We start from the raw sequence: 22360 nt of genomic DNA, 5'->3' as shown, positions 1-22360 counted from the left end.
TCCCATACTTGACAAATACGAAATTTCGTTCCCGTTACGTTCCACGTGAAACCCTGGCGCTCCAACGCATTGATGCAAAATGCTTTTCCACAATGTGGCCCCAAATCCCACCGCCAACGCCCCGCCACAACCGGACAGGTGTGCATACAAAAACCGACGCATTTTGATCGCTTCTTCGCACAAAAACGCAGAAAATCGCGCAGATTCGATCACTTTTGCAAAAACGCCTTCAACCGGAAATAGAATTTTTGTCAGATACGGGCTCCACGCCCTGGCGCAGACCGACCAAAACAAAACCAACGCTTGCCGCTGTTTGGACCCTGCCCCGCCCGCCTTGCCATCCCCGCCCCCCGCGCCTAAAACCGCGCGGGAAAATCGGGGGACAAAAAATTGGTCGGAGCCGGCACGGATCGCACGAAACCCTTGTTTGAGGGCGGGCCGTCCATCATCCTCGTCCGCCCCCAGCTCGCCGTGAATATCGGCATGTGCGCCCGCGCCATGGCCAATTTCGGCCTGTCGAACCTCCGCCTCGTCAGCCCGCGCGAAGGCTGGCCGCGAACCGACGCCCGGCGCGAAAGCGCCTACGCCGCCGCCGCCGGCGCCGTCCACCTGCTGGAAAACGCCACGGTCTACGACAGCACCGCAGCCGCCATCGCCGACCTCAACTTCGTCTGGGCCACCACGGCGCGCGAGCGCGGCCAGTTCAAACGCGTCGAAACCCCGGCCGCCGCCATGCCCGAATGCGCCCGCGCCACCCAATCGGGCGAAAAGCAGGGCATTTTGTTCGGTCCCGAGCGCACCGGCCTCGACAATGACGATATCGCGCTGGCCAGCGCCATCCTCACTTTCCCGGTCAATCCCGCCTATGGCTCGCTCAATCTGGCGCAAGCGGTGCTGCTGTGCGGCTACGAATATTTCAAGGCCCGCGAGGGCGGCGCCCTGCCCTTCGCGCAGGAGGAACGCTCTCCCCCCGCCCAGCGCGAAATGACCCTGTCCTTCTTCGAATTTCTCGAAGGCCACCTGGAACGCTCGGAATTCTTCAAGCCGGATTCAAAACGCCCGGTGATGCAGCGCAACCTGCGCAACATGTTTCACCGCATGAACCTGACGCAACAGGACGTCCGCACGCTCTGGGGCGCGGTGGTGCGGCTGGTGGAAGGCCCGCGCAAGGAAATCCAGACCCGCAAGCGCGCCAAGCCCAAACCCGCGGCCGAAACCACCGAGGTCGAGCCCAAGGCGTGAGACGGGGCTGAAAAACTCAGCTCGCCATGCGGCGCGCCCGCTCCATCGACGACAGGCCGTAGTATCCGCGCGCGGTGGAGACCAGCCGGCCCGCCTTGATCATCCGGTGTAATTTTACAGACAAATTTCCCTTGGTCATTTCCACGCCCATTTCGCCGAGCAGTTCGAAAACGGCGTCGACATGCATGCCGCCCTCCTCGCCCTCGACGATTTCGAGAATGGTCGATTCGAGTTCGCCCAGCCTTTCGGCGGCGCGGTCGCCCGGCCGCGCCGGCACCACCGACAGCCGCCCCTCGCCGCGCAACGCCGGCTGCTGATCGCCGGCGGCGACCAGAAACTCCACCGCCGCCCGCCGCAATTCGAGCCCCGCGGCGGAATCCTTGGCGGCCAGCCCCGCGATCAGAACTTCCAGCCGCGCCAGCAGGCGCTGCGCCTCGTCCCGCGCCTCGCGCGCCGCCAGCGCGATGAATTCGGCGTTCTGCTCAAAGGTTGCGCGCATGGTCCTTCTCCCCTAAACGCCTGCTTTTCCGGCCATTCCCCAAGGCTCCCGCCCGGGGCCGGCGTCCTCGACTTGCGAACCCGGACCTTCCATTGCGGAAGCGCCTCTGCGCCGACCAAACGTCAACCGAAAAATCTCTCAGCCGGCCGGTTTATTTCGCAGCTGTAATCTTTACACACCGCCCACCGATGCTAAAGATCGAAACCAGATATTAACCATGTTCGCTGCAATTTTTACACCACTTTGCAGCATATGGAGGGCATATGATGATCAGCAGGTCTTTCAGCGCATCTTGGACGGGCGTCAATCTTCCCAGGCGCGCGCGCGAGAGCAAGCTGCTCGCCCTGTTCGCGCCGATTTTCAGGTCGGCGCCCCTGCCCCCCGACGTGCTTGTCCTCGACGATGACGAATGCGGCGCGCAGGGATGGACGGCCGAATTGCGGCGCGGCGGCGACCTGCCCCGCCTGCGGCTCTCGATCCTCGACCAGCCCGGCGCCGGCATGGCCTTGCGGTTCGACGCTTGCGCCGCCTCCGCCTTGGAAACCCGCGGAGAACGCTGCTAAACAGGCCAGCGGTTTTTCCGACCGGCTCTGGCGCAGCCCGGATTGTCCCCGCAGACGGCCCGATATATATAGGCCGCGCGTTAGGGTTGGGAGAATGCAAGCATGGCCGCGGACATTGCAGCGGAGAACTACCGCCCGTCCGACGACGAACCGTTCATGAACGATCGTCAGAAGGAATATTTCCGCCGAAAACTGCTCAAGTGGAAGGACGAAATCCTGCAGGAGGCGCGCGAAACGCTCGCCGCGCTGCAGGCCGAAAGCGAGAATCACGCGGATATCGCGGATCGCGCTTCATCCGAAACCGATCGCGCCATCGAGTTGCGCGCCCGCGACCGCCAGCGCAAGCTGATTTCCAAGATCGACGCGGCGCTCACCCGCATCGACGACGGCAGCTACGGCTATTGCGAGGAGACCGGCGACCCCATTTCGCTGAAACGGCTGGACGCCCGTCCGATCGCCACCCTTTCGATCGAGGCGCAGGAGCGGCATGAGCGCCGCGAGCGCGTCTATCGCGACGACTAGCGAGCGCCGCGCGCGCATTGACCGCGACGGACTGGACGCCGCAAAGATCGAAAATCATGACGCCGCTCCGGGTTTTCGACCCGAAGCGGCTTTTTTGTGTCTTCAAGGCTTGTGGGTCGGACGTCCCAGCAGCTTGGCCATCTCCTCCTCAAGCGACTCCAGCGTGTCCGAATCCGTGCGCGGCGGCGGCGGGGGCGGCTCGGGCGCCGGTTGCGGCGCGGGCGCCGCGGCGGGACCCGGCAGCGGAGCGAACAGATCGTTGCTCTCCTCCGGCGCCGGCGGGACCGGGGCGCGCGTCTCGGGCGCAACCGGCTCGGGCGGCGGCGGCGGCGCGTTGCGGCGGGCCAGCGGCGGGATGACGAAGCGCGGCCGGGTCGGCGCCTCCCCGCCAGACGCGCCCGAGGGCGCTCCGGGGGATCGCGGCGGCAACGGAGCCCGGAAGCTCGGGCGCGGCGGCGGCGTGAACCGCGTCGCCGGACGCTCCGGCGGCGGCGCGAACGACGGCGGCGGGGGCGGCGTGAACGACGGAAGCGGAGTCGGCGGCGGCGCGACCGGCGCGGACGGCGGCTCGTTCGGCAGCAAGGGCGAAGCCTCCAGCGCCGCTTTCAGCTCCTGCTCGATGTCGATCTCCGACGGCGGCTCCGGTCGCGGCGCCGGCTCGAATTTCGGCTCGGATTTCGGCTCGAACCGCATCTCCGGGCGAACCGGCGCCGACGCCTCCGCGCGCTCCGCCGGCTCGGGCCGAACCGGCGAGGGCAAATCCTGCGCGGCGACGGGCGGCAGCACCAGCCCGGACGGCGCCGAGGCGGCCGCGGCGGCCGTCGCCGGCTCGAACGCGCCGCGAGACGCGCGGCCCTCGGCCCGAACGATGCCCGATTCGACCAGAACGTCGTTGGGGCCGCCGATCATGAGCAGATGCTCGACATTGTCGCGGCGCACCAGCAGCAATTGCCGCTCGCCGTCGAGGTCGAAATTTTCGACAAAGCCCAGACGCAATTGCCGCGAGCGCTCTCCGCCCGGCAGGCGGCGGCGCAGCTCGAACAAGATTTTTATCATATGCAAAAGCAATATGATGAAGACGACGAAGGCCAGGCCAGCCCCGACCCAGGCCACCCAGGGATGGCTACGCAAAAACTCGTCCATCGGCGGCGCATGCTCCTTTGCCACATTTATCTTAAACTATAACGCAGGCTCGGCGCGGCCGCGCGCCAAAGGTTAAAATTTGGTTAATTTTTGACCTCGGCCGATGCAAGTCCTCGCCAATTTCTCTCATGACGGCCGCCTGCTTAAGCTGTTATTTGTGATGAATCCCTATAAACTCCAGTCGTCGCGTCGGCAGTCCGGCGCTTTTTTCGGTGACCGGCGGCTCCGCCCGACCATTCATGACAGGCCTGGCATGCGCCCTGATTCCATGCACATCGCCGCCGAACGCGAAGGCGCGCGGCGTCTCATCGTCCTGGCGGTCGCCGCCCTGGCGCTCGCGGCTCTCGCGGGTCTCGCCTATTTTCCTAACGAACAGACTCCGATGTTGCTGCTTTTCCTGCTGTTGAGCCTCGCTTTCATCGGCGCCCTCGGCCTGATCGCCTTCGCCGCCGGCTTCCTGAGCACCAATGCGACGCGCGCCAGCGACAACGTCGCGCGATTGCTGGCGGACACAAGCCCCGACGGCCTGCTGGCGACCGAGGGCGAATCGCGAATCATCTACGCCAATGACGCCTATCTCGCCCTGGCCGGCGCGCCCGCCGCCGCCGCGCGCGGCGAAACCGGGCCGCGCACGGTCGACCGCCTGTTCGCCGGCGCCCCGGAAGTGGCCGAGCCGCTCTACCGGCTGGCGACGGCGGCGCGCGAGGGCAAGCGCTGCGCCGAGGAATTGCGCGTCACCCCCGCCCTGATCGGCGACGCCGAGGTCGCCTGGTACCGAATCACCGTGCGCCCGCTCGAGCGCCCGGCGCCCGGACGCGCCGCCGCGCCCGGCGGCCGGCGGACGTCCAGCCCCGCGGCGCTGTGGACCATTTCCGACGTCACCCGCGAGCGCGAACGCCACGAAAACGTGTTTCAGGAACTGCAGCACGCCATCGACTTCCTCGATCACGCCCCGGCCGGCTTCTTCTCGACCGACGCGCGCGGCAACATTTCCTACATGAACGCCACTTTGGCCGACTGGCTCGATTTCGACCTGTCGCAGGTCGGCGCCGGCGGCCTCGCCCTGCGCGACATCATCGCCGACGATTCCGCCTCGCTGCTGGTGCTGGGCGCCGGCGGCCCCAACACCGTGCGCACCGAACAGATCGACCTCGACCTGCGCCGGCGCGACGGCCTGCGCTTGCCGGCGCGGCTGCTGCACCGGGTCGCGTTCGGCGCCGACGGCTCGCCGGGCGCCTCGCGCACGCTGGCGCTCAACCGTTCGCCCGGCGGCGAACCGGCGGAAGAAGCCCGCGCGGCGGAAGTGCGCTTCGCCCGCTTCTTCAACTCCACCCCCATGGCCATCGCGACGGTGGACCGCGCCGGCAAAATCCTGCGCTCCAACGCCGCCTTCGCCAAACTGCTGCCCGGCGCGCTCACCGCGCCGGACGGCGACCGCAACGTTCTCGCGGGCGTGGCGCAGGCCCATCGCTCCGGCCTTTTGCGCGCGGTGCAGGACGCCGCGAGCGGAAGCGAGGACAACGCCCCCATCGACGCGGCGCTCACGGAGACGGGAAAATCCGCCCGCCTGTTCGTCACTCCCAACGAGGAAAACGGCGAGCGCGGCGCCAGCGTGTTCGTGCTCGACACCACCGAGGAGCGCAACCGCGAGGAGCAGCTGCACCAGTCGCAGAAAATGCAGGCGGTGGGCCAGCTCGCCGGGGGCGTCGCCCACGATTTCAACAACGTGCTCACGGCGATCCTCGGCTATTCCGAACTGCTGCTGGCCAATCACCGCCCGACCGATCCGTCCTTCCAGGACATCATGCAGATCAAGCAGAACGCCAACCGCGCCGCTGGCCTGGTGCGGCAGCTGCTGGCGTTTTCGCGCCGCCAGACCCTTCGCCCGCAAGTGCTGCAACTCGGCGACGTGCTGTCGGATCTGCAAATGCTCACCCGCCGTCTCGTCGGCGAAAAGATCGACGTCAGCTTGAAGCAGGCGCGCGACCTCTGGCTGGTCAAGGCCGACCTCAACCAGTTCGAGCAGGTCATCATGAACCTGGTCGTCAACGCCCGCGACGCCATGCCCGACGGCGGCAAAATCCTTTTGCGCGTGAAAAACGTGGCGGCGAGCGAATGCGCGGCCTACGCCTACAAGCAATTGCCCGAGGCCGATTACGTCATTGTCGAGGTCGAGGACAACGGCGCCGGCATTCCCGTCGAAATCCGCGACAAGATTTTCGACCCGTTCTTCACCACCAAGGACGTGGGCAAAGGCACCGGCCTCGGCCTGTCGATGGTCTATGGCATCGTCAAGCAGACCGGCGGCTTCATCTATTGCGACTCCACCGTGGGACGCGGCACCACCTTCCGCATCTTCCTCACCCGCCACATTCCCGTCGCGGAAGCGCCGGTCGAGGAGGAAAAGCCGGGCAAACCCGAGAAAAAACCCGCCTCCGCCGATCATACCGGCGTGGGCGTGGTGCTGCTGGTCGAGGACGAGGAGGCGGTGCGCTCGTTCGGCGCCCGCGCTTTGTCCTCGCGCGGCTACACCGTGCTGGAGGCGGAGAGCGGCGTCGACGCGCTGCGGGTGGTGGACGAGAATCCCGGCCGCATCGACCTCGTCGTCTCCGACGTGGTGATGCCGGAAATGGACGGGCCGACCATGTTCGGCGAATTGCGCAAGCGCGGCATCAAGGCCCGCGTGATCTTCGTGTCGGGCTACGCCGAGGACGCGTTCTCGAAAAACCTGCCGGAGGGCGAGGATTTCGGTTTCATGCCCAAGCCATTCACGCTCAAGCAGCTGATCGAAACCGTCAAGTCCAACATGCGGTAATCTCAGGCCGGCGGAAGTTTCAAACTTTCGCCGGTTTTGGCGTTCAGGCTTAGCTTTCGCAACGCATCAACCGGGAATTCGCGCGACGCATGATCCTGCGCCTTCTTCGCCTCGGCTTCACATTGGCGTTCGTCGCCGCGATCGCGCTCGGCGGGCTGGCGTTTTACCGCGTCACCCGCGCCGAGGACGCGCGCGCCAGCGACAGGGGCGATCTCTGGCTGGTGGCGCATAATCTCTGCGCCGCCATGGACAGGCTGACGGGCCTGCCGCTACCCTGCCTCAAGGTCGATCGCGAGGCCGGCTTCATCGTTTTGCGCGCGCCGATGGACCACGCCCGCGTGCTGGTGGTGCCGATCCGCAAAATCCCCGGCGTCGAAAGCCCGCTGCTGCTGCTGCCCGACGCGCCGAACCCCTGGACCTACGCCTGGAGCCAGCGCGATTACGTCGCCAACGGCGCCGGCCGGCCGCTGGCGTGGAGCGATTACGCGCTGGCGATCAATTCGCGGCGGGCGCGCACCCAGGACCAGCTGCACATTCACGTCTCCTGCGTCGATCCCCGGCTCAAGCGCTATCTGGCGCGCCATGCGCCGCCGCGCGACAAATGGACCACCATCGACCTCGCGCCCTGGGCCGACCGCTATCGGATCAAGCGCATCGACGAGGCGGGTTTGCGGCGCGATCCGTTCAAGATCGTGGCCGAGGAATCGCCGGGCGCGCGCGCCAACATGGCCGCGCATTCGCTGGCTTTGGTCGGCTATGGCGAGGCCGACGCGCGCGAATTCGTGCTGCTGGACGCCGGCGGCTACGGCCATGCCGAGGAATTGCTCGACCACCGGTGCTAGCGGACGAGATCTGCGGTTTGAACCCTGAAACAAGGGCCGAAATCGGCGGAAGCAGAAATCGAGCGGAGGGCCGGTCCAGGCGGCGAACCGGTCGATGACCGCAGGGTGCAGGATGCGCCACCAATTTTCTCCGCGCCCCCTGCCGCCCGGCGCGCAATTGCGAGACGAGTCCTTCAACCTGCCGCCACAGGTCAGATGCGCGCGCGTCCCCGGAGATCGTTGGTCATCTGGCCATAAATTCGAGACAAATTAAATTTTTAACTGGGCGTTAGAGGTTGTAATAACAAAGCTAAGCAACTTAAGGTCGCATACTGCAAGTCGTCGCGCATCCGCGATTCTGGGAATATTCGCCTCCTCATCCGTTGCGGCGAAACTTTGGCCGTCGTCTCGAAGCGAGCTTGAAGGGTTTGGATTTTCATATGTTCCAGAACATGAGGATTGCCGCCCGTCTGCTCGTCGGGTTTGGCGTGTTGATGCTCTTGCTCGCCAGCATAGCCGGATTTTCGGTCTATTCGGCGCGATCGACCCAGGTCGCCGTGGCCGATATGCTGCACTTCAAGGACGATCAGGTTCTGAATCATGAAGTCGAGAAGCTGATCTATCAAGCCCGCTTCCGGTTCTACAGGCTGCTGGCCCGCGGCGAGGCGGCGGACTACGACAAGGCGCAAGAGGCGTTCCGGTCCGCGCATGAGGCATTCGCGGAACTGGCCGCGAAAACATATCATCCGCGTCGCCGCGCCAAACTTGAAGCTCTAACGCGCGCGGTGGATGAATACAAGGCGGCGGTCAATCAGTTCAAGGACATCAAGGGCCACAACCCCAACCTCGACACAAACGAGGCGAAGGCGATCCTCGCCGCCGCCGACGTCCATTCTCCAAAGATCGCAGAGTTCGCGAAAGATCTGTCCGACGACTACGCGCAGGGCGCCAAGGACTCTGAAGCCGCAACCAATTCGGAAATGAAGACGGTCATTGCCGTTTCGTTGATTGGCGGCCTCATCAGCATCTTGCTCGGCGGCGCCCTGGCGTTCGCCATCGGGCGCAGCGTCGCCAGCCCAATCAATGCGATGACCGCGGCCATGGCGGCCATGGTCAAAGGGAATAACGCCATCGACCTCAAAGCCTTCAGCCACGATAAGGAATTCGGGGCCATGGTGAGCGCCATCGCCGTCTTCCAGGAAAACGCCATCGAGCGGAAGCGTCTCGAAAACGCGGCGCGATCCGAGCGCCAGCACGAACTGCAACGCCAGTCGGCGATGGAAAGCTTGATCAGCCAGTTCCGGGTCCTGATCGCCGATGTCGTCGCCGCGATGCGTTCCGAGACAAACAAAATGCAAGGGACGGCGCGGACCTTGACGGACGTCGCTTCGCGCGCCGACCAGACGGCGGGGTCGGCGCGGAACGCCTCCTCCGACTCGTCCGTCAACATCCAGACGGTTTCTGTCGCAGCCGAAGAACTCACCGCCTCCATCAACGAAATCTCGTTGCAAATTCAGGGCGCCAGCAAAAGGGCGAGCCAGGCGACCGACATCGCGCGCCAGACGGATGAAAATATCTCCGGGCTCGTCGATATTTCGAAAAATGTCGGCGCGATCGTCGAAATGATCCGCTCGATCGCCGAACAGACCAATCTCCTGGCGCTGAACGCGACCATCGAGGCGGCGCGCGCCGGCGACGCCGGCAAGGGGTTTGCGGTGGTGGCGTCGGAAGTGAAGATGCTGGCCGGGCACACCGCCAAGGCGACGGATGACATCGCCGCGCAGATCTCGGCGATCCAGGGCGCGACGCGGCAGGCCGTCACGGACATCAGGGCGATCACCGTCGCCGTCGCCGAAATTGATTCGATGACAAATTCCGTGGCCGCGTCGGTCGCGCAGCAAAGCGACGCAACGGGAGAGATCGCCCGCGCGATATCGCAGGCGTCCGCAAGTTCAAAGCACGCCTCGGCGGATGTCGAGAATGTCGCGTCCGTCATCGGCGAGACCAACACCGAAGCAGGCCGCGTGAACAGCGCGACCAATCTGATCGCCGGTTCGACGCAAAGGCTGGCCGATGCGGTGGAAGGCTTCTTGAACGATCTGAGCCGTGACGTGAGAAATCGGCGTGAAGCCACGCGCCGGCTCTCGACCGAGGCTGTCGTCATTCACACGAACGGCGCCCGCGCCAACACGAAATTGATCGATATTTCGGACACCGGCGCGAAGGTCGTCGCCACGTCGCATCTCGGCGTCAGCGGCGACCGCATCACCCTCGAATTTGAGGATCAATCCAGGGCGACGGCGAGGATTGTCTGGATCAAGGATGGATCCGCCGGCGTGCAATTCGATCAGCCGCTGAGTTCCAGAGTCGAAGGGCGGGCCGCCTGATAAGACGTGCAGGGTGTCGGTCAAAGGTCGACCGACCCGGCGCCGACCGCGGGGCGTCCTACCGCCGCAGCACCCCGAAGCGGCCGCTGAAGATGCTGCTTCGGCCATTGTGATAAAGGCTCGGATGGCCCGTTCGAGCCTTCATCCGTCATTCGCCCCGGACCGAGGCGTCAAACTTTGCCCGCCAGCGCCCCGCGCCGCCGCTCCGCTTGCCCCGAGACGTCCCACGCAAAAAGAGCCTGTCCGGCGCGCGCAACGAACGCGCCGGACAGGCTCTGAGGGCCAGTCGGCCCGGCGGCCTGCCTTCGCAAGCGGGCGCCAAACCCCTCGGCTTACGCCGAGCGGACGTGGTTGAGGAAGCGGTCGCATTCCGACCGCAAGCTGACGGTTTGGCGCGACAGTTCGGCGATGGACTGCAGCACCTCCTCGGCGGCGGAGCCCGACGCCTGGGACACGCTGCGGACATCCTCGACCGCCGCTTTGAGCTGGCTGGTGCGCTCCGAGGCTTGCAGCACGTTTTGCGCGATTTCCTGCGCCGCCGAATCCTGCGCCTCCAGGGTGCCGGCGATCACGCAGGCGATCGAGTTCACCTCTTGCGTGGTTTCGGCGATGGCGGCGATGAACTTCGACGTTTCGTTGGTCGAGGACTGCACCCCGGCGATCTGGGCGGCGATTTCCTCGGTGGCCTTGGCGGTCTGTTCGGCCAGCGATTTGACCTCCTGCGCCACCACGGCGAAGCCCCGGCCCGCCTCGCCGGCGCGCGCCGCTTCGATGGTCGCGTTCAGCGCCAGCATGTTGGTCTGTTCCGCGACGCTGGAGATCATGGTGACGATGCCGCCGATGCGATCGACGGCGGAGCTGAGATCCGCCACCTGCTGGATGGCGCGGGCCGCCTCGGTCGCCGATTCCGCCGAAATCTTCTGCGAGCGCTCGGCCTGCTGGCCTATTTCCTTGATCGACTGGGACAATTGTTCGGTGGCGGCGGCGACCGACTGCACATTGTTGGAGGTCATCACGGCCGCATCGGCGCCGGTCTGGGCTTCCTCCTCGGCCTGATGGGCGTTGGCGGCCATGCTTCTGGCGACGACATCGAGCTTGTTCGCCGAGGTGGAGACGGAGCCGACGATGCCGCCGACCGCCTTTTCGAATTGCGAGGCGAGGGTCAGCATCTCCTGACGCCGCTGCGCCGCCGCCTCCTGGTCGCGGGCGGCCTTCTCCTGCGCCACGCGCGCGGCCTCGTCGGCGGCCTTGATCTTGAATTCCTCGACGGCCCGGGCCATGTCGCCGATCTCGTCGGGACGGTCGAGCCCCGGCAGCACCACGCTGAAATTGCCGCCGGCCAGATCGTCCATCGCGCGGGTCATTTCCCCGAGCCGCTTGGACGAGGCGCGCCCCGCCCGGACCACATACAGGACGAACAGGCCGAGAATCGGGATCATCAGCAGGCCGATGCGTTCGATCACCTTCCAGATCTGGGCCGCCGCGTCGTCGAGATAGATGCCGGACCCCACGATCACGTCGAAGTCCTTGATCGGAATGAGATAGGCGGCCTTGGACACGGCCTCGCTCCTGCCGGGCCTCGGCCATGTGTAATCGACGAACCCGCTGCGGCCGGCATTGCCGATCGCGACCATTTCCCTGAAGAACTCGCGGCCGTTCGCGTCCTTGGTGTTCAGGGTGTTGGAGCCTTCGAGATTGGGCGAGGCGGGGTTCAGCGCCATCACGCCGTCGAAGCCCACGGCGAAAATATATCCGTTGGTGTCGAAACGCATCGGCCGCAGCGCATTGAACGCGCGCCGCCGCGCCTCCTCCTTGCTCAAGGCGCCGCTCTGGTATTCGGCGACGAAGCCCTGGACCATGGAGGCGGCCTGCTCGACCTCATGCTGGATTTCCGACCGCGACCGCGCCTCAAGCGTCTCATAGAATCGGTCGAGCGCGACGACAAGACTCAGCAAGATCGCCCCCACGGCGAGCGCCGCGATGACCATATACTTCTGACTAATCGTGGGTTGCAGAAAAGAGCGTGTCTTGTTCATTCGCGTTCAACCAATTTCACTATGACTTGCAAAGCAATTTTTTATTCAGGCAAGCTTACCCATGGCTTGCGCCGGCGGCGCCCGGCCCCGGCAAGGCTGTCGCTCCTCCTTTGGTGGGGTGTTTGCGCGATTTCCCCTGATGTAGCCTCACACCAAAGCTGGGGAAGCCCGGCGGGACGCCGCCCACGCCGTCGCGCGCGCAAGGCGGACGTCGCACGTTCAGGAGGAAATGACATGGCGCTCAAATTCATCATCGCCGCGCCGGCCGCGGCGCTCGCGCTGGCCTCGGCGGCGTTCGCCCAGCAGTCGCCGCGCCTGGCCGACGGCGCCGAGGCCCGGGCCATGCTGCTGAACGTGATCGACGAGGTGAAGGTCAACCGCGATCAGGCGTTCGACATGTTCAATCACGGCGGCGGCCGGTTCCTGAACGGCGACATCTACGTGTTCTGCACCGGCGCCGCCGACGGCAAATTCGTCGCCATGGGCAATGCCAACGCCAAGGAGCTGCTCGGCCAGGACGTCCGAACCCTCAAGGACGCCACCGGCAAGGCGTTCGGACAGGAGATCTACGCCGCCGGGCGGAAGCCGGAAGGCGAGATCACCGAAGTCAGCTATCTGTTCGCCAAGCCCTCCGACCCCAAGCCCGCCCCGAAAACCAGTTTCGTGACGCGGGTGGACGACGATTACGCCTGCGGCGTCGGTTATTACAAATAAGCGGCGGCGCCATCCGACGGCGACGGCTCCACGGCGCCGCCGTCCGGCTCCAGCTCGGCCTTGAACGCGGCGGCGAGCCGGCGAAACAGGATTTTTCGCCCGGAGGACGGCCGCCAGACCAAAGCGATTTTCCGCGCCGCGCCCGCCTCGGAGAGGGGAATCGCCTTGAGCTCCAGCCCGCGCAGGATTCCGGCGGCGACCGCCATCTCCGGGACCAGCGTCACCCCCAGGCCATTGGCCGCCATCTGCACCAGCGTGTGCAGGCTGGTGCCCTGGAAGCCGGCGTTGCGCCGCGCTCCCTCCAGCGAACAGGCCGCCAGCGCGTGCTCGCGCAGGCAATGGCCGTCCTCCAGCAGCAGCAGATCCTCGTTGGCCATTTCCTGCGGCGGAATCGTGACGCGGTTGGCCAGCCGGTGGCGCGGCGGCACGACGACATGGAACGGATCGCTGGCGAATTCCGCCGTCTCCATCTCGTCGCACGGATAGGGCAAGGCGAGGATGGCCGCGTCGATCTGGCCGTTCTTGAGCCGCGCCAGCAAGGGCGCGCTCTGCTCCTCGCGCAAGAACACTTTGAGCTCGGGGAATTGCGCGCGCAAAACCGGCATGATTCGCGGGGCGAGAAACGGGCTGATCGTCGGAATCACCCCGAGATGCAGCGAGCCCGACAGCGGATCGCGCGCGGCCTCCGCCGCCTCCACCAGCTCCTCGGCGTCGCGCAGCAGTTTTTTGGCGCGCGCGGCGAGGTCGAGGCCGATGGCGGTGGGAATCACCTTGCGCTTGCTGCGTTCGAGCAGGCGCACGCCCAACAAATCCTCCAGCTCCTGAATCGCGGCGCTCAGGGTGGATTGGCTGACGAGACAGTCCTCGGCCGCGGCGGAGAAGTGCCGGCGCTCCACCACGGCGACGAGGAAGCGCAATTGACGCAATGTTGGGAGATTACGCATGGGAACCAAGACTTTGACGGAATTTGCGCCAGTCTAATCGCTTTTTTCGATCACTAAAAGTTATTTTTTGCATTTTACTCGATCACGAGGCTTGTCTAGGTTGCGTCTGCCGGCGGGAAGCCGGACCCCAGCCGAACGGCGGGACAGAAATTTCCTGGAGTCGCAGATGTCTCTTCTCAACACGACCGTTAAGCCCTTCAAGGCTTCCGCCTTCAAGCAGGGCAAATTCATCGACGTGACCGACGCCGATCTGAAGGGCAAGTGGTCGGTTTTCTTCTTCTACCCGGCCGATTTCACCTTCGTTTGCCCGACCGAGCTGGAAGATCTCGCCGACAGCTACGCCGAATTCCAGAAGCTCGGCGTGGAAATCTACGCGGTCTCGACCGACACGCATTTCTGCCACAAGGCCTGGCATGACACCTCCGCCGCCATCAAGAAGATCAACTACACGATGGTCGGCGACCCCACCCACACGATCTCCCGCAACTTCGACGTGCTGATCGAGGACGCCGGCCTCGCCGACCGCGGCACCTTCGTGGTCGATCCCGAGGGCAAGATCGCCATCCTGGAAGTCTCCGCCGGCGGCGTCGGCCGCGACGCCAAGGAGCTGCTGCGCAAGATCAAGGCGGTGCAGTATGTCGCCGCCCACCCGGGCGAAGTCTGCCCGGCCAAGTGGCAGGAAGGCGCCAAGACCCTGGCTCCCTCGCTCGACCTGGTCGGCAAGATCTGATTTCCTAACTCCCCGCAGTCCCCCCTCTGCTGCGGCTGGCCCCGGACCACGGTCCGGGGCCTTTTCAAAAAATTGCGACAAGAAAAGCGATCCCACGCCGGGCCAAGCCCCCGCCGCGAACTTCAGGAGCCCCAAGATGTTGGACGACGCCATCAAGAGCCAATTGCGCGCCTATTTCGAGCGAATCGTCTCCCCCATCGCCCTGACGGCCAGCCTCGGGGCCGACGAAAAGTCCCAGGAGATGCGGTCGCTGCTCGAGGACGTCGCCGCCCAGTCCGACAAGATTTCGCTGAAAACCGACGGGACCGACCCGCGCGTCCCCAGCTTCGGCATCGGCCGCGAAGGCGAAGCGCCGCGTGTAAGATTCGCCGGCCTGCCGATGGGCCATGAATTCAACTCGCTGATCCTGGCGCTGCTGCATGTCGGCGGCTATGCCGCCAAGGAATCGCCCGAGGCGATCCAGCAGGCCAGGGAGCTGGCGGGCGACTACGTGTTCGAGACCTTCTTCTCGCTGTCGTGCCAGAACTGCCCGGATGTGGTGCAGGCTCTGAACCTGCTGTCGGCGCTCAACCCCAACGTCCGCCACACCGCCATCGACGGCGCGCTGTTCCCGGCGGAGGTCGAAGCGCGGAAAATCATGGCGGTGCCGACGATTTACCTCAACGGCCAGCCGTTCGGCCAGGGCCGCATGGGTTTTGAGGAAATCCTGGCCAAGCTCGACGTCGGCGCCTCCGCCAAAGCCGCCGAAAAGCTGAACGAGAAGAAGCCGTTCGACGTGCTGGTGGTCGGCGGCGGCCCGGCCGGCGCCGCCTCGGCCATTTATGCGGCGCGAAAGGGCATCGCCACCGGCGTCGTCGCCGAACGGTTCGGCGGCCAGGTGCTCGACACCATGGCGATCGAGAATTTCGTCTCCGTCCCGCACACCGAAGGCCCCAAGCTGGCGGCGGCGCTGGAGCAGCACGTCAAGGATTATGACGTCGATGTGATGAACCTGCAGAAGGCGGCGCGCCTGATCCCCGCCGGCGCCGACGGTCTGGTCGGCGTGAAGCTGGAAAACGGCGCCACACTCTCCGCCAAGACGGTGATTCTCTCCACCGGCGCGCGCTGGCGCTCGATGAACGTGCCGGGCGAGCAGGAATATCGCAACAAGGGCGTGGCGTACTGCCCGCATTGCGACGGCCCGCTGTTCAAGGGCAAGCGCGTGGCGGTGATCGGCGGCGGCAATTCCGGCGTCGAGGCGGCGATCGACCTCGCCGGCATCGTGGCCCATGTCACGCTGATCGAGTTCGACTCCCAGTTGCGCGCCGACGCGGTGTTGCAGGTCAAGCTGCGCTCGCTGAAGAACGTCGACGTGCTGGTGTCCGCCCAGACCACCGAAGTTCACGGCGACGGCGGCAAGGTGGTGGGCCTCAGCTACAAGGACCGCAAGGACGGCGCGGTGCATCGTGTGGATCTGGAAGGCATTTTCGTGCAGATCGGCCTCGTCCCCAACACCGAATGGCTGAAGGGAACGCTCGCCCTCAGCCCGCGCGGGGAGATCGAAGTGGACGCGAAGGGCGCGACCTCGCTGCCCGGCGTGTTCGCGGCGGGCGACTGCACGACCTCGCCCTACAAGCAGATCATCATCGCGATGGGCGACGGCGCCAAGGCCGCGCTTTCGGCCTTCGACCATCTCATCCGTCTCGCGCCGCAGGCCGAAGCGGCCTGATCGTCGCGCCGTTCCGCTACCGAGCCCGCAAACGCCCGTTTGCGGGCTCTTGATCTTTGGCGCGCGCGCCCCATCTGTCGGACGACGGCGCGACGATCGCCGCCTTTCCCGCACATCGAACGCCCCCAGCGAGCGCCAGTGACCAACCGACCGCACTTTCTGATGTGCCCGCCGGACTTTTTCGGCGTGTCCTATGTGATCAACCCCTGGATGGAGGGACAGACCGGCCACACCGACGCCGCAGCGGCGCGGGCGCAATGGACGGCGTTGCGAGACGCCTTGGCGCGCGCGGCCGATGTCAGCCTGATCGCGCCGCACCCCGGACTGCCCGACCTCGTTTTCACCGCCAACGCCGGCCTCGTGATCGGCGCGCGCGCGCTGCTCAGCCGGTTCCGTTGCCCGCAGCGCCGCGGCGAGGAGCCACTTTTCCGCTCCTGGTTCGAAAAGGCCGGGTTTGAGGTGGTCGCGCCGCCGCACGAAACCTGTTTCGAGGGCGCCGGCGACGCCCTGCTCGACGAATCGCGCGACGTCATATGGCTCGGCCACGGCTTCCGCTCCGACGCGGCGGTGGCGCCGCTCGTGGCGCAGGCGTTCGGCCGGGAGACGATCCCGCTGCGCCTGATCGACTCGCGCTTCTATCACCTCGACACCTGCTTCTGCCCGCTGCCCGGGGGCGTCCTGCTGTATTTCCCGGGCGCGTTCGATCAGGATTCGCGCGCGGCGATCGAAGCGCGCGCGGCGCCGGACCAGCGGATCGCGGTGGACGAATCGGATGCGGCGAAATTCTGCTGCAACGCCGTGGCCCTCGGCGACTCGCTGCTGCTCAACGACGCCAGCCCGGTTCTGCGCGAAAAATTGCGCGCGAAAGGCCTGACGCCGGTCGCGCTGCCCTTTGGCGAATTCATCAAGGCGGGAGGCGCGGCCAAATGCCTGACGCTACGGATCTGACCCGCGCAACACGAGGATTTCCGGGCTTGCCCAAGCTGCGCGGGACAACCGCGCGGTCGCTCCGCCACAACCGGGAACGCGAACAAAAAAAGAACTTGTAAATAAGAACAAAGGACGTACATTGAGCCTGCGGCGGTTGCATGAGCCGCGTCAAACATGCCAGAAGGGTCAGGCCGATGTCGCAAGCGAATCTTCGCCTCGTGGAAGGAACCTCCGTGGACAAGACCAAGGCCCTCGACGCCGCTCTCTCCCAGATTGAACGCGCCTTCGGCAAGGGTTCGATCATGCGGCTGGGCAAGAACCAGCCCGTGATGGAGATTGAAACCATTTCCACCGGTTCGCTCGGCCTCGACATCGCCCTGGGCGTCGGCGGCCTGCCGCGCGGCCGCATCGTTGAAATTTACGGACCGGAATCCTCGGGCAAGACCACGCTGGCGCTGCATACGATCGCTGAGGCGCAAAAGAGCGGCGGCGTCTGCGCCTTCGTGGACGCCGAACACGCGCTCGACCCGGTTTATGCGCGTAAACTTGGCGTGCAACTCGACGATCTCCTGATTTCCCAGCCCGACACCGGCGAGCAGGCGCTGGAGATCACCGACACGCTGGTGCGTTCCGGCGCCATTGACGTGCTGGTGATCGATTCCGTCGCCGCGCTGGTTCCCCGGGCGGAAATCGACGGCGAAATGGGCGACGTCCAGCCCGGCCTGCAGGCTCGTCTGATGAGCCAGGCGCTGCGCAAGCTCACCGCCTCGATCTCCAAGTCCCGGACCATGGTGATCTTCATCAACCAGATCCGCATGAAGATCGGCGTGATGTATGGTTCGCCGGAGACCACCACCGGCGGCAACGCGCTGAAATTCTACGCCTCGGTGCGCCTCGACATCCGCCGCATCGGCTCGATCAAGGACCGCGAGGAAGTCACCGGCAACCAGACGCGCGTCAAAGTGGTCAAGAACAAGGTGGCGCCCCCGTTCAAGCAGGTCGAGTTCGACATCATGTATGGCGAGGGCGTTTCCAAGATGGGCGAATTGGTCGACCTCGGCGTCAAGGCCGGCGTGGTCGAGAAATCCGGCGCCTGGTTCTCGTTCGACAGCCAGCGCCTCGGCCAGGGCCGTGAAAACGCCAAGGCGTTTTTGCGCGCGAACCCGGAAGCCGCCGCGCGAATCGAGCAGACGATTCGCGAAAACGCCGGCCTGATCGCCGAGAAGATTCTCGAAAACATCGAACCCTCGTCCGAGGACGAGGAATAGGCCGGCGGCCCGCCGCCTGCCGCCGCCCCCGTTGTTTTGCGGCGTGAACCTGCCGGGACGCGCAGGTTCACGCGTCCTGGGCCAACGATGCGCCGCTCTGCGGCGCAGGGAGATCTCGACTCGGCCGCGCCCCTCCATTAGATAGAGCCGCTTGCCTTGTGAACGCGATGCGCCTAAGCGGCGGCGGAGCAAGGCGACAAGGCATAAGGGCTCGAGTGCATTCCATGAGCGGCGTCAACGAAATCCGGTCCACCTTTTTGGAACATTTCGCGCGGCACGGCCACGCCAAGGTGGAGTCCGCGCCGCTGGTGCCGCGCAACGATCCCACGCTGATGTTCACCAATGCGGGGATGGTGCCGTTCAAGAACGTCTTCACCGGGGCGGAAAAGCGCGATTACGTGCGCGCCACATCGTCGCAGAAATGCGTGCGCGCCGGCGGCAAGCACAACGACCTCGACAATGTCGGCTATACCGCGCGCCATCACACCTTCTTTGAAATGCTCGGCAATTTCTCCTTTGGCGACTATTTCAAGGAGCAGGCCATCTCGCTGGCCTGGGAGCTGATCATCAAGGAGTTCGGCCTCAAGAAGGACCGCCTGCTGGTCACCGTCTATCATGACGACGACGAGGCTTACGGCCTGTGGAAGAAAATCGCGGGCTTTTCCGACGACCGGATCATCCGCATCGCCACCTCCGACAACTTCTGGTCGATGGGCGACACCGGCCCCTGCGGCCCCTGCTCCGAAATCTTCTACGACCAGGGCGAGACGCTGGCCGGCGGCCCTCCCGGCAGCCCTGACGAAGACGGCGACCGATTCCTGGAATTCTGGAATCTGGTGTTCATGCAATATGAACAGGTCGCGCCGGGCCAGCGCATCCCCCTGCCCCGCCCGTCGATCGACACCGGCATGGGCCTGGAGCGCATCGCCGCGCTGATGCAGGGCGTGCATTCCAATTTCGATATCGACCTGTTCCAGGCGCTGATTCGCGCCGTCGCGGACGCCACCGGCGTCGAGCCGAACGGCGAGATGCGCGCCAGCCACCGCATCATCGCCGACCACCTGCGCGCGTCGGCCTTCCTGGTCGCCGATGGCGTCCTGCCGTCCAATGAGGGCCGCGGCTACGTCCTGCGCCGCATCATGCGCCGGGCCATGCGCCACGCGCAATTGCTCGGCGCCCGCGATCCTCTGATGTGGCGCCTCGTCCCCGCCCTGGTGCGCGAAATGGGCGCCGCTTATCCGGAGTTGGTCCGCGCGCAATCTCTTATCGAGGAAACGCTGAAGCTGGAGGAAACCCGCTTCCGCATCACGCTGGCGCGCGGCCTGACCATTCTCGACGACGAGACGCGCGATCTCACCAGCGGTCAGAACCTCTCCGGCGAAGTCGCCTTCAAGCTTTACGACACCTATGGCTTTCCGCTCGACCTGACGCAGGAAGCGCTGCGCGCCCGCAAAATCGGCGTGGACAAGGACGGCTTCGACGCCGCCATGGCGCGCCAGAAGGCGGAAGCGCGCAAGAGCTGGTCCGGCTCGGGCGAGGCGGCGACCGAAACCATCTGGTTCTCTGTCAAGGACCGCGTCGGCGCCACCGAGTTCCTGGGCTATGAGACCGAACGCGCCGAAGGCGTGGTCGTCGCTCTGGTGCGCGACGGCGCGGAACAGCCGAAGCTGACGACGGGCGAAAAAGGCTTTGTCGTCCTCAACCAAACCCCGTTCTATGCGGAATCGGGCGGTCAGGTCGGCGACACCGGCTTGCTGCACGCCTCGGGCGTAAAATTCCGCGTCGACAATGTGCTGAAGAAAGTCGGCGATCTCTTCGTCCATGAGGGCGAAGTGGTCGAGGGCGAATTCGAACTCGGCGCCGCGCTGGAGCTGGACGTCGACGTCGCGCGGCGCGCCGCCATTCGCGCCAACCATTCCGCGACCCATCTGCTGCATGAAGCGCTGCGCCAGGTGCTGGGCGATCATGTCGCGCAAAAGGGCTCGCTGGTGGCCGCGGACCGGCTGCGATTCGACTTCGCCCATCCCAAGCCCGTGACGGATCAGGAACTGGCGGAGGTTGAGGAGATCGCCAACCGCGTGATCCTTGAGAACGGCGCCGTCGAAACCCGGCTGATGGACGTCGATCAGGCGATCGAGTCCGGCGCCCGCGCGCTGTTCGGCGAGAAATACGGCGACGAAGTGCGCGTGGTCTCAATGGGGCATGGCCAGAACCACGCCTTTTCGGTCGAACTGTGCGGCGGCACCCATGTGCGCCGCACCGGCGATATCGGCCTGGTGTCGATCGTCGGCCGCAGCGCCGTGGCCGCTGGCGTGCAGCGCATCGAAGCCAAGACGGCCAACGGCGCCCGCAAGCATCTCAACGCGGAGGCGCGCGTGTTGCACGACCTCTCCAGCCTGTTGCGCGCGCCCGTCGAGGATGCGGCTGACCGGCTCTCGACGTTGCTCGACGAGCGCAAGAAGCTTGAGCGCGAGCTGACCGATGCGCGCAAGCGGCTCGCCATGAGCGGCGGCGGCGCGGCGGAACAGCCGATCAAGGAGATCGCGGGCGTCAAATTTTTCTCGCGCGCCGTCACCGGCGTCGAGATGAAGGACCTCAAGTCGCTGGCCGACGAAGCCAAACAAGCCGTTGGCTCGGGCGTGGTCGCTATTGTCGGCGTGTCCGAGGACGGACGCGCGGGGGTGGTGGTGGCGGTGACGCCCGATCTCACTCAGAAATTCAACGCGGTGGATTTCGTGCGCCTGGCTTCGGAAAAACTCGGCGGCAAGGGCGGCGGCGGCCGCCCCGACATGGCGCAAGCTGGCGGGCCGGACGGCGCCGCCGCCGATGCGGCGCTCGACGCGGTGGCGATCGCGCTGGCGCAACGCGCGGGCGCGTAACGCGCCCCTCTCCAAGCGCGCCGCGAGCTTCCAAGGCGCGCCGCGAGCTTCCAAGGGTGGCCGCGAGCACCTCATCTTCGACGTGCGGAGAGAGGGGCGGCGCGGGCTACCTTTTTTCCCGCCGGTGTAAAAACGCCAGCCGTTCAAACATATGCACGTCCTGCTCATTCTTGAGCAGGGCGCCATGCAACGGCGGAATCAGTTTCGACTGGTCGGACTCACGCAATTGCTCGGGCGTGATGTCCTCCGACAGCAGCAGCTTCAACCAGTCCAGCAATTCCGAGGTGGACGGCTTCTTCTTCAGGCCGGGAACCTCGCGGATCTGAAAGAACAACCGCAGCGCCTCCTCCACCAGATTGTTCTTCAAATCGGGAAAATGCGCCGCGACGATCGCCTCCATCGTCTCGCGGTCCGGAAACTTGATGTAGTGGAAGAAGCAGCGCCGCAGGAACGCGTCGGGCAACTCCTTCTCGTTGTTCGAGGTGATGATGACCAGGGGACGCCGCTTCGCCCGCACGGTCGCGCCGGTTTCGTAGACGTGAAACTCCATGCGGTCGAGTTCGAGCAGCAGGTCGTTGGGAAATTCAATGTCGGCCTTGTCGATCTCGTCGATCAGCAAGACGGAGCGCGCCTCCGAATCGAACGCCTCCCAAAGCTTGCCGCGTTTGATATAGGCGCCGATGTCGGCGACTCGGGGATCGCCGAGTTGCGAATCACGCAGGCGCGACACCGCGTCATATTCGTAAAGGCCCTGCTGGGCCTTGGTGGTGGACTTGATGTGCCAAGTCAGCAACGGCGCGCCCAACGCCGCCGCCACCTCCTCCGCCAGCACCGTTTTTCCGGTGCCCGGTTCGCCCTTCACCAGCAGCGGGCGTTCGAGCGCGAGCGCGGCGTTCACGGCGACCTGCAAGTCGCGGGTGGCGATATAGCTGTCCGATCCAGTAAAGCGCATGGGGCCTTCCGCAGTAAAGATCGGACAATTGTGGCGCCGCAACATGGCGGGAGCAAGCGGACGCCTCGAATCTCCGGCCGTGATTCTTGCGAAAGGCATGAAATACAAGCAAATCTCATCCTAAAGGCGGAGACTGCGGAGCATTGCGCGCCTGAAACGACGCGTAATTGCGGTTCTGGCGCGAACTTTCTGTGACATTTCTACAAC

General features: G+C 65.3%; 17 protein-coding genes. 12 read left to right on the top strand and 5 right to left on the bottom strand.

Features of this window, described 5'->3' with window-relative positions; translation table 11 throughout:
• Nucleotides 1–390 precede the first annotated feature (390 nt).
• Nucleotides 391–1242 (top strand): RNA methyltransferase, encoded by an 852-nt coding sequence (locus CFB24_RS14215; RefSeq protein WP_088521299.1) that lies wholly within the window; start codon nucleotides 391–393, stop codon nucleotides 1240–1242.
• Nucleotides 1243–1258: 16 nt separating this feature from the next.
• Here CFB24_RS14215 and CFB24_RS14210 read toward each other — a convergent pair whose 3' ends face one another.
• On the bottom strand, nucleotides 1259–1741 hold the full coding sequence (locus CFB24_RS14210; RefSeq protein WP_088521298.1) for a hypothetical protein: 483 nt from the start codon (nucleotides 1739–1741) through the stop codon (nucleotides 1259–1261).
• 266 nt (nucleotides 1742–2007) lie between these two features.
• On the opposite strand from CFB24_RS14210, the gene CFB24_RS14205 reads away from it, so the two are divergent.
• Together CFB24_RS14205 and dksA are read left to right on the top strand one after the other, a co-directional pair.
• Entirely contained in the window at nucleotides 2008–2304 is a 297-nt protein-coding gene (locus CFB24_RS14205; RefSeq protein WP_141098450.1) for a hypothetical protein, read from the top strand.
• 102 nt (nucleotides 2305–2406) lie between these two features.
• Nucleotides 2407–2826: an RNA polymerase-binding protein DksA gene (dksA, locus tag CFB24_RS14200; RefSeq protein WP_088521296.1), complete on the top strand. Its 420-nt coding sequence runs from the start codon at nucleotides 2407–2409 to the stop codon at nucleotides 2824–2826.
• A 102-nt stretch (nucleotides 2827–2928) separates the two neighbouring features.
• On the opposite strand, the gene CFB24_RS14195 is transcribed toward dksA, so the two are convergent.
• The gene (locus tag CFB24_RS14195; RefSeq protein WP_088521295.1) at nucleotides 2929–3969 is read right to left on the bottom strand and encodes a hypothetical protein; all 1041 of its coding nucleotides are present in this window, start codon (nucleotides 3967–3969) and stop codon (nucleotides 2929–2931) included.
• 253 nt (nucleotides 3970–4222) lie between these two features.
• On the opposite strand from CFB24_RS14195, the gene cckA reads away from it, so the two are divergent.
• The 3 genes from cckA to CFB24_RS23940 all read left to right on the top strand — a co-directional run bounded on the left by cckA (nucleotide 4223) and on the right by CFB24_RS23940 (nucleotide 9992).
• On the top strand, nucleotides 4223–6784 hold the full coding sequence (gene cckA, locus CFB24_RS14190) for a cell cycle histidine kinase CckA (protein ID WP_244593100.1): 2562 nt from the start codon (nucleotides 4223–4225) through the stop codon (nucleotides 6782–6784).
• Nucleotides 6785–6873: 89 nt separating this feature from the next.
• Nucleotides 6874–7626 (top strand): CDP-diacylglycerol diphosphatase, encoded by a 753-nt coding sequence (locus CFB24_RS14185; RefSeq protein WP_088521294.1) that lies wholly within the window; start codon nucleotides 6874–6876, stop codon nucleotides 7624–7626.
• 419 nt (nucleotides 7627–8045) lie between these two features.
• Nucleotides 8046–9992, top strand: coding sequence for a methyl-accepting chemotaxis protein (locus CFB24_RS23940; protein ID WP_111390661.1), 1947 nt, complete (start codon nucleotides 8046–8048; stop codon nucleotides 9990–9992).
• A gap of 332 nt (nucleotides 9993–10324) precedes the next feature.
• On the opposite strand, the gene CFB24_RS14175 is transcribed toward CFB24_RS23940, so the two are convergent.
• On the bottom strand, nucleotides 10325–12028 hold the full coding sequence (locus CFB24_RS14175) for a methyl-accepting chemotaxis protein (protein WP_088521292.1): 1704 nt from the start codon (nucleotides 12026–12028) through the stop codon (nucleotides 10325–10327).
• A gap of 234 nt (nucleotides 12029–12262) precedes the next feature.
• Here CFB24_RS14175 and CFB24_RS23100 point away from each other — a divergent pair, with 234 nt between their 5' ends.
• On the top strand, nucleotides 12263–12742 hold the full coding sequence (locus tag CFB24_RS23100) for a cache domain-containing protein (RefSeq protein ID WP_088521291.1): 480 nt from the start codon (nucleotides 12263–12265) through the stop codon (nucleotides 12740–12742).
• On the opposite strand, the gene CFB24_RS14165 is transcribed toward CFB24_RS23100, so the two are convergent.
• Nucleotides 12733–13686: a hydrogen peroxide-inducible genes activator gene (locus CFB24_RS14165; RefSeq protein ID WP_088521290.1), complete on the bottom strand. Its 954-nt coding sequence runs from the start codon at nucleotides 13684–13686 to the stop codon at nucleotides 12733–12735. The genes CFB24_RS23100 and CFB24_RS14165 overlap by 10 nt on opposite strands.
• Before the next feature lie 166 nt (nucleotides 13687–13852).
• Between CFB24_RS14165 and ahpC the strand changes: the two genes are divergently transcribed.
• The 5 genes from ahpC to alaS all read left to right on the top strand — a co-directional run bounded on the left by ahpC (nucleotide 13853) and on the right by alaS (nucleotide 21201).
• Nucleotides 13853–14416, top strand: coding sequence for an alkyl hydroperoxide reductase subunit C (gene ahpC, locus CFB24_RS14160; RefSeq protein ID WP_088521289.1), 564 nt, complete (start codon nucleotides 13853–13855; stop codon nucleotides 14414–14416).
• 136 nt (nucleotides 14417–14552) lie between these two features.
• Nucleotides 14553–16124 carry an alkyl hydroperoxide reductase subunit F gene (gene ahpF, locus CFB24_RS14155; RefSeq protein ID WP_088521288.1) on the top strand — a complete coding sequence of 524 codons (1572 nt, stop codon included), beginning with the start codon at nucleotides 14553–14555 and terminating at the stop codon, nucleotides 16122–16124.
• A gap of 138 nt (nucleotides 16125–16262) precedes the next feature.
• Nucleotides 16263–17072, top strand: coding sequence for a dimethylarginine dimethylaminohydrolase family protein (locus CFB24_RS14150; protein ID WP_088521287.1), 810 nt, complete (start codon nucleotides 16263–16265; stop codon nucleotides 17070–17072).
• Nucleotides 17073–17248: 176 nt separating this feature from the next.
• Nucleotides 17249–18322, top strand: a complete 1074-nt coding sequence (gene recA / locus CFB24_RS14145; protein ID WP_088521286.1) for a recombinase RecA — start codon at nucleotides 17249–17251, stop codon at nucleotides 18320–18322.
• 224 nt (nucleotides 18323–18546) lie between these two features.
• Entirely contained in the window at nucleotides 18547–21201 is a 2655-nt protein-coding gene (alaS, locus tag CFB24_RS14140; protein WP_088521285.1) for an alanine--tRNA ligase, read from the top strand.
• Nucleotides 21202–21307: 106 nt separating this feature from the next.
• Here the strand turns inward: alaS and CFB24_RS14135 are convergent, their stop codons facing one another.
• Nucleotides 21308–22153 (bottom strand): AAA family ATPase, encoded by an 846-nt coding sequence (locus CFB24_RS14135; RefSeq protein ID WP_088521284.1) that lies wholly within the window; start codon nucleotides 22151–22153, stop codon nucleotides 21308–21310.
• Between the last annotated feature and the right edge of the window lie 207 nt (nucleotides 22154–22360).

This window comes from Rhodoblastus acidophilus, assembly GCF_900187365.1.
Classification (GTDB): domain Bacteria; phylum Pseudomonadota; class Alphaproteobacteria; order Rhizobiales; family Beijerinckiaceae; genus Rhodoblastus; species Rhodoblastus acidophilus.
Note: the sequence above shows the minus strand (reverse complement) of the source record. Positions and strands in the feature narration are given on the sequence as shown.

Excerpts from the sequence above, each read along its gene's own strand:
- alaS (WP_088521285.1), top strand. The coding sequence starts at position 18,547 with ATGAGCGGCGTCAACGAAATCCGGTCCACCTTTTTGGAACATTTCGCG.
- CFB24_RS14135 (WP_088521284.1), bottom strand. The coding sequence starts at position 22,153 with ATGCGCTTTACTGGATCGGACAGCTATATCGCCACCCGCGACTTGCAG.
- ahpF (WP_088521288.1), top strand. The coding sequence starts at position 14,553 with ATGTTGGACGACGCCATCAAGAGCCAATTGCGCGCCTATTTCGAGCGA.
- CFB24_RS14195 (WP_088521295.1), bottom strand. The coding sequence starts at position 3,969 with ATGGACGAGTTTTTGCGTAGCCATCCCTGGGTGGCCTGGGTCGGGGCT.
- recA (WP_088521286.1), top strand. The coding sequence starts at position 17,249 with ATGTCGCAAGCGAATCTTCGCCTCGTGGAAGGAACCTCCGTGGACAAG.
- dksA (WP_088521296.1), top strand. The coding sequence starts at position 2,407 with ATGGCCGCGGACATTGCAGCGGAGAACTACCGCCCGTCCGACGACGAA.
- CFB24_RS23100 (WP_088521291.1), top strand. The coding sequence starts at position 12,263 with ATGGCGCTCAAATTCATCATCGCCGCGCCGGCCGCGGCGCTCGCGCTG.
- CFB24_RS14205 (WP_141098450.1), top strand. The coding sequence starts at position 2,008 with ATGATCAGCAGGTCTTTCAGCGCATCTTGGACGGGCGTCAATCTTCCC.
- CFB24_RS14185 (WP_088521294.1), top strand. The coding sequence starts at position 6,874 with ATGATCCTGCGCCTTCTTCGCCTCGGCTTCACATTGGCGTTCGTCGCC.
- CFB24_RS23940 (WP_111390661.1), top strand. The coding sequence starts at position 8,046 with ATGTTCCAGAACATGAGGATTGCCGCCCGTCTGCTCGTCGGGTTTGGC.
- ahpC (WP_088521289.1), top strand. The coding sequence starts at position 13,853 with ATGTCTCTTCTCAACACGACCGTTAAGCCCTTCAAGGCTTCCGCCTTC.
- CFB24_RS14210 (WP_088521298.1), bottom strand. The coding sequence starts at position 1,741 with ATGCGCGCAACCTTTGAGCAGAACGCCGAATTCATCGCGCTGGCGGCG.
- CFB24_RS14175 (WP_088521292.1), bottom strand. The coding sequence starts at position 12,028 with ATGAACAAGACACGCTCTTTTCTGCAACCCACGATTAGTCAGAAGTAT.
- cckA (WP_244593100.1), top strand. The coding sequence starts at position 4,223 with ATGCGCCCTGATTCCATGCACATCGCCGCCGAACGCGAAGGCGCGCGG.
- CFB24_RS14165 (WP_088521290.1), bottom strand. The coding sequence starts at position 13,686 with ATGCGTAATCTCCCAACATTGCGTCAATTGCGCTTCCTCGTCGCCGTG.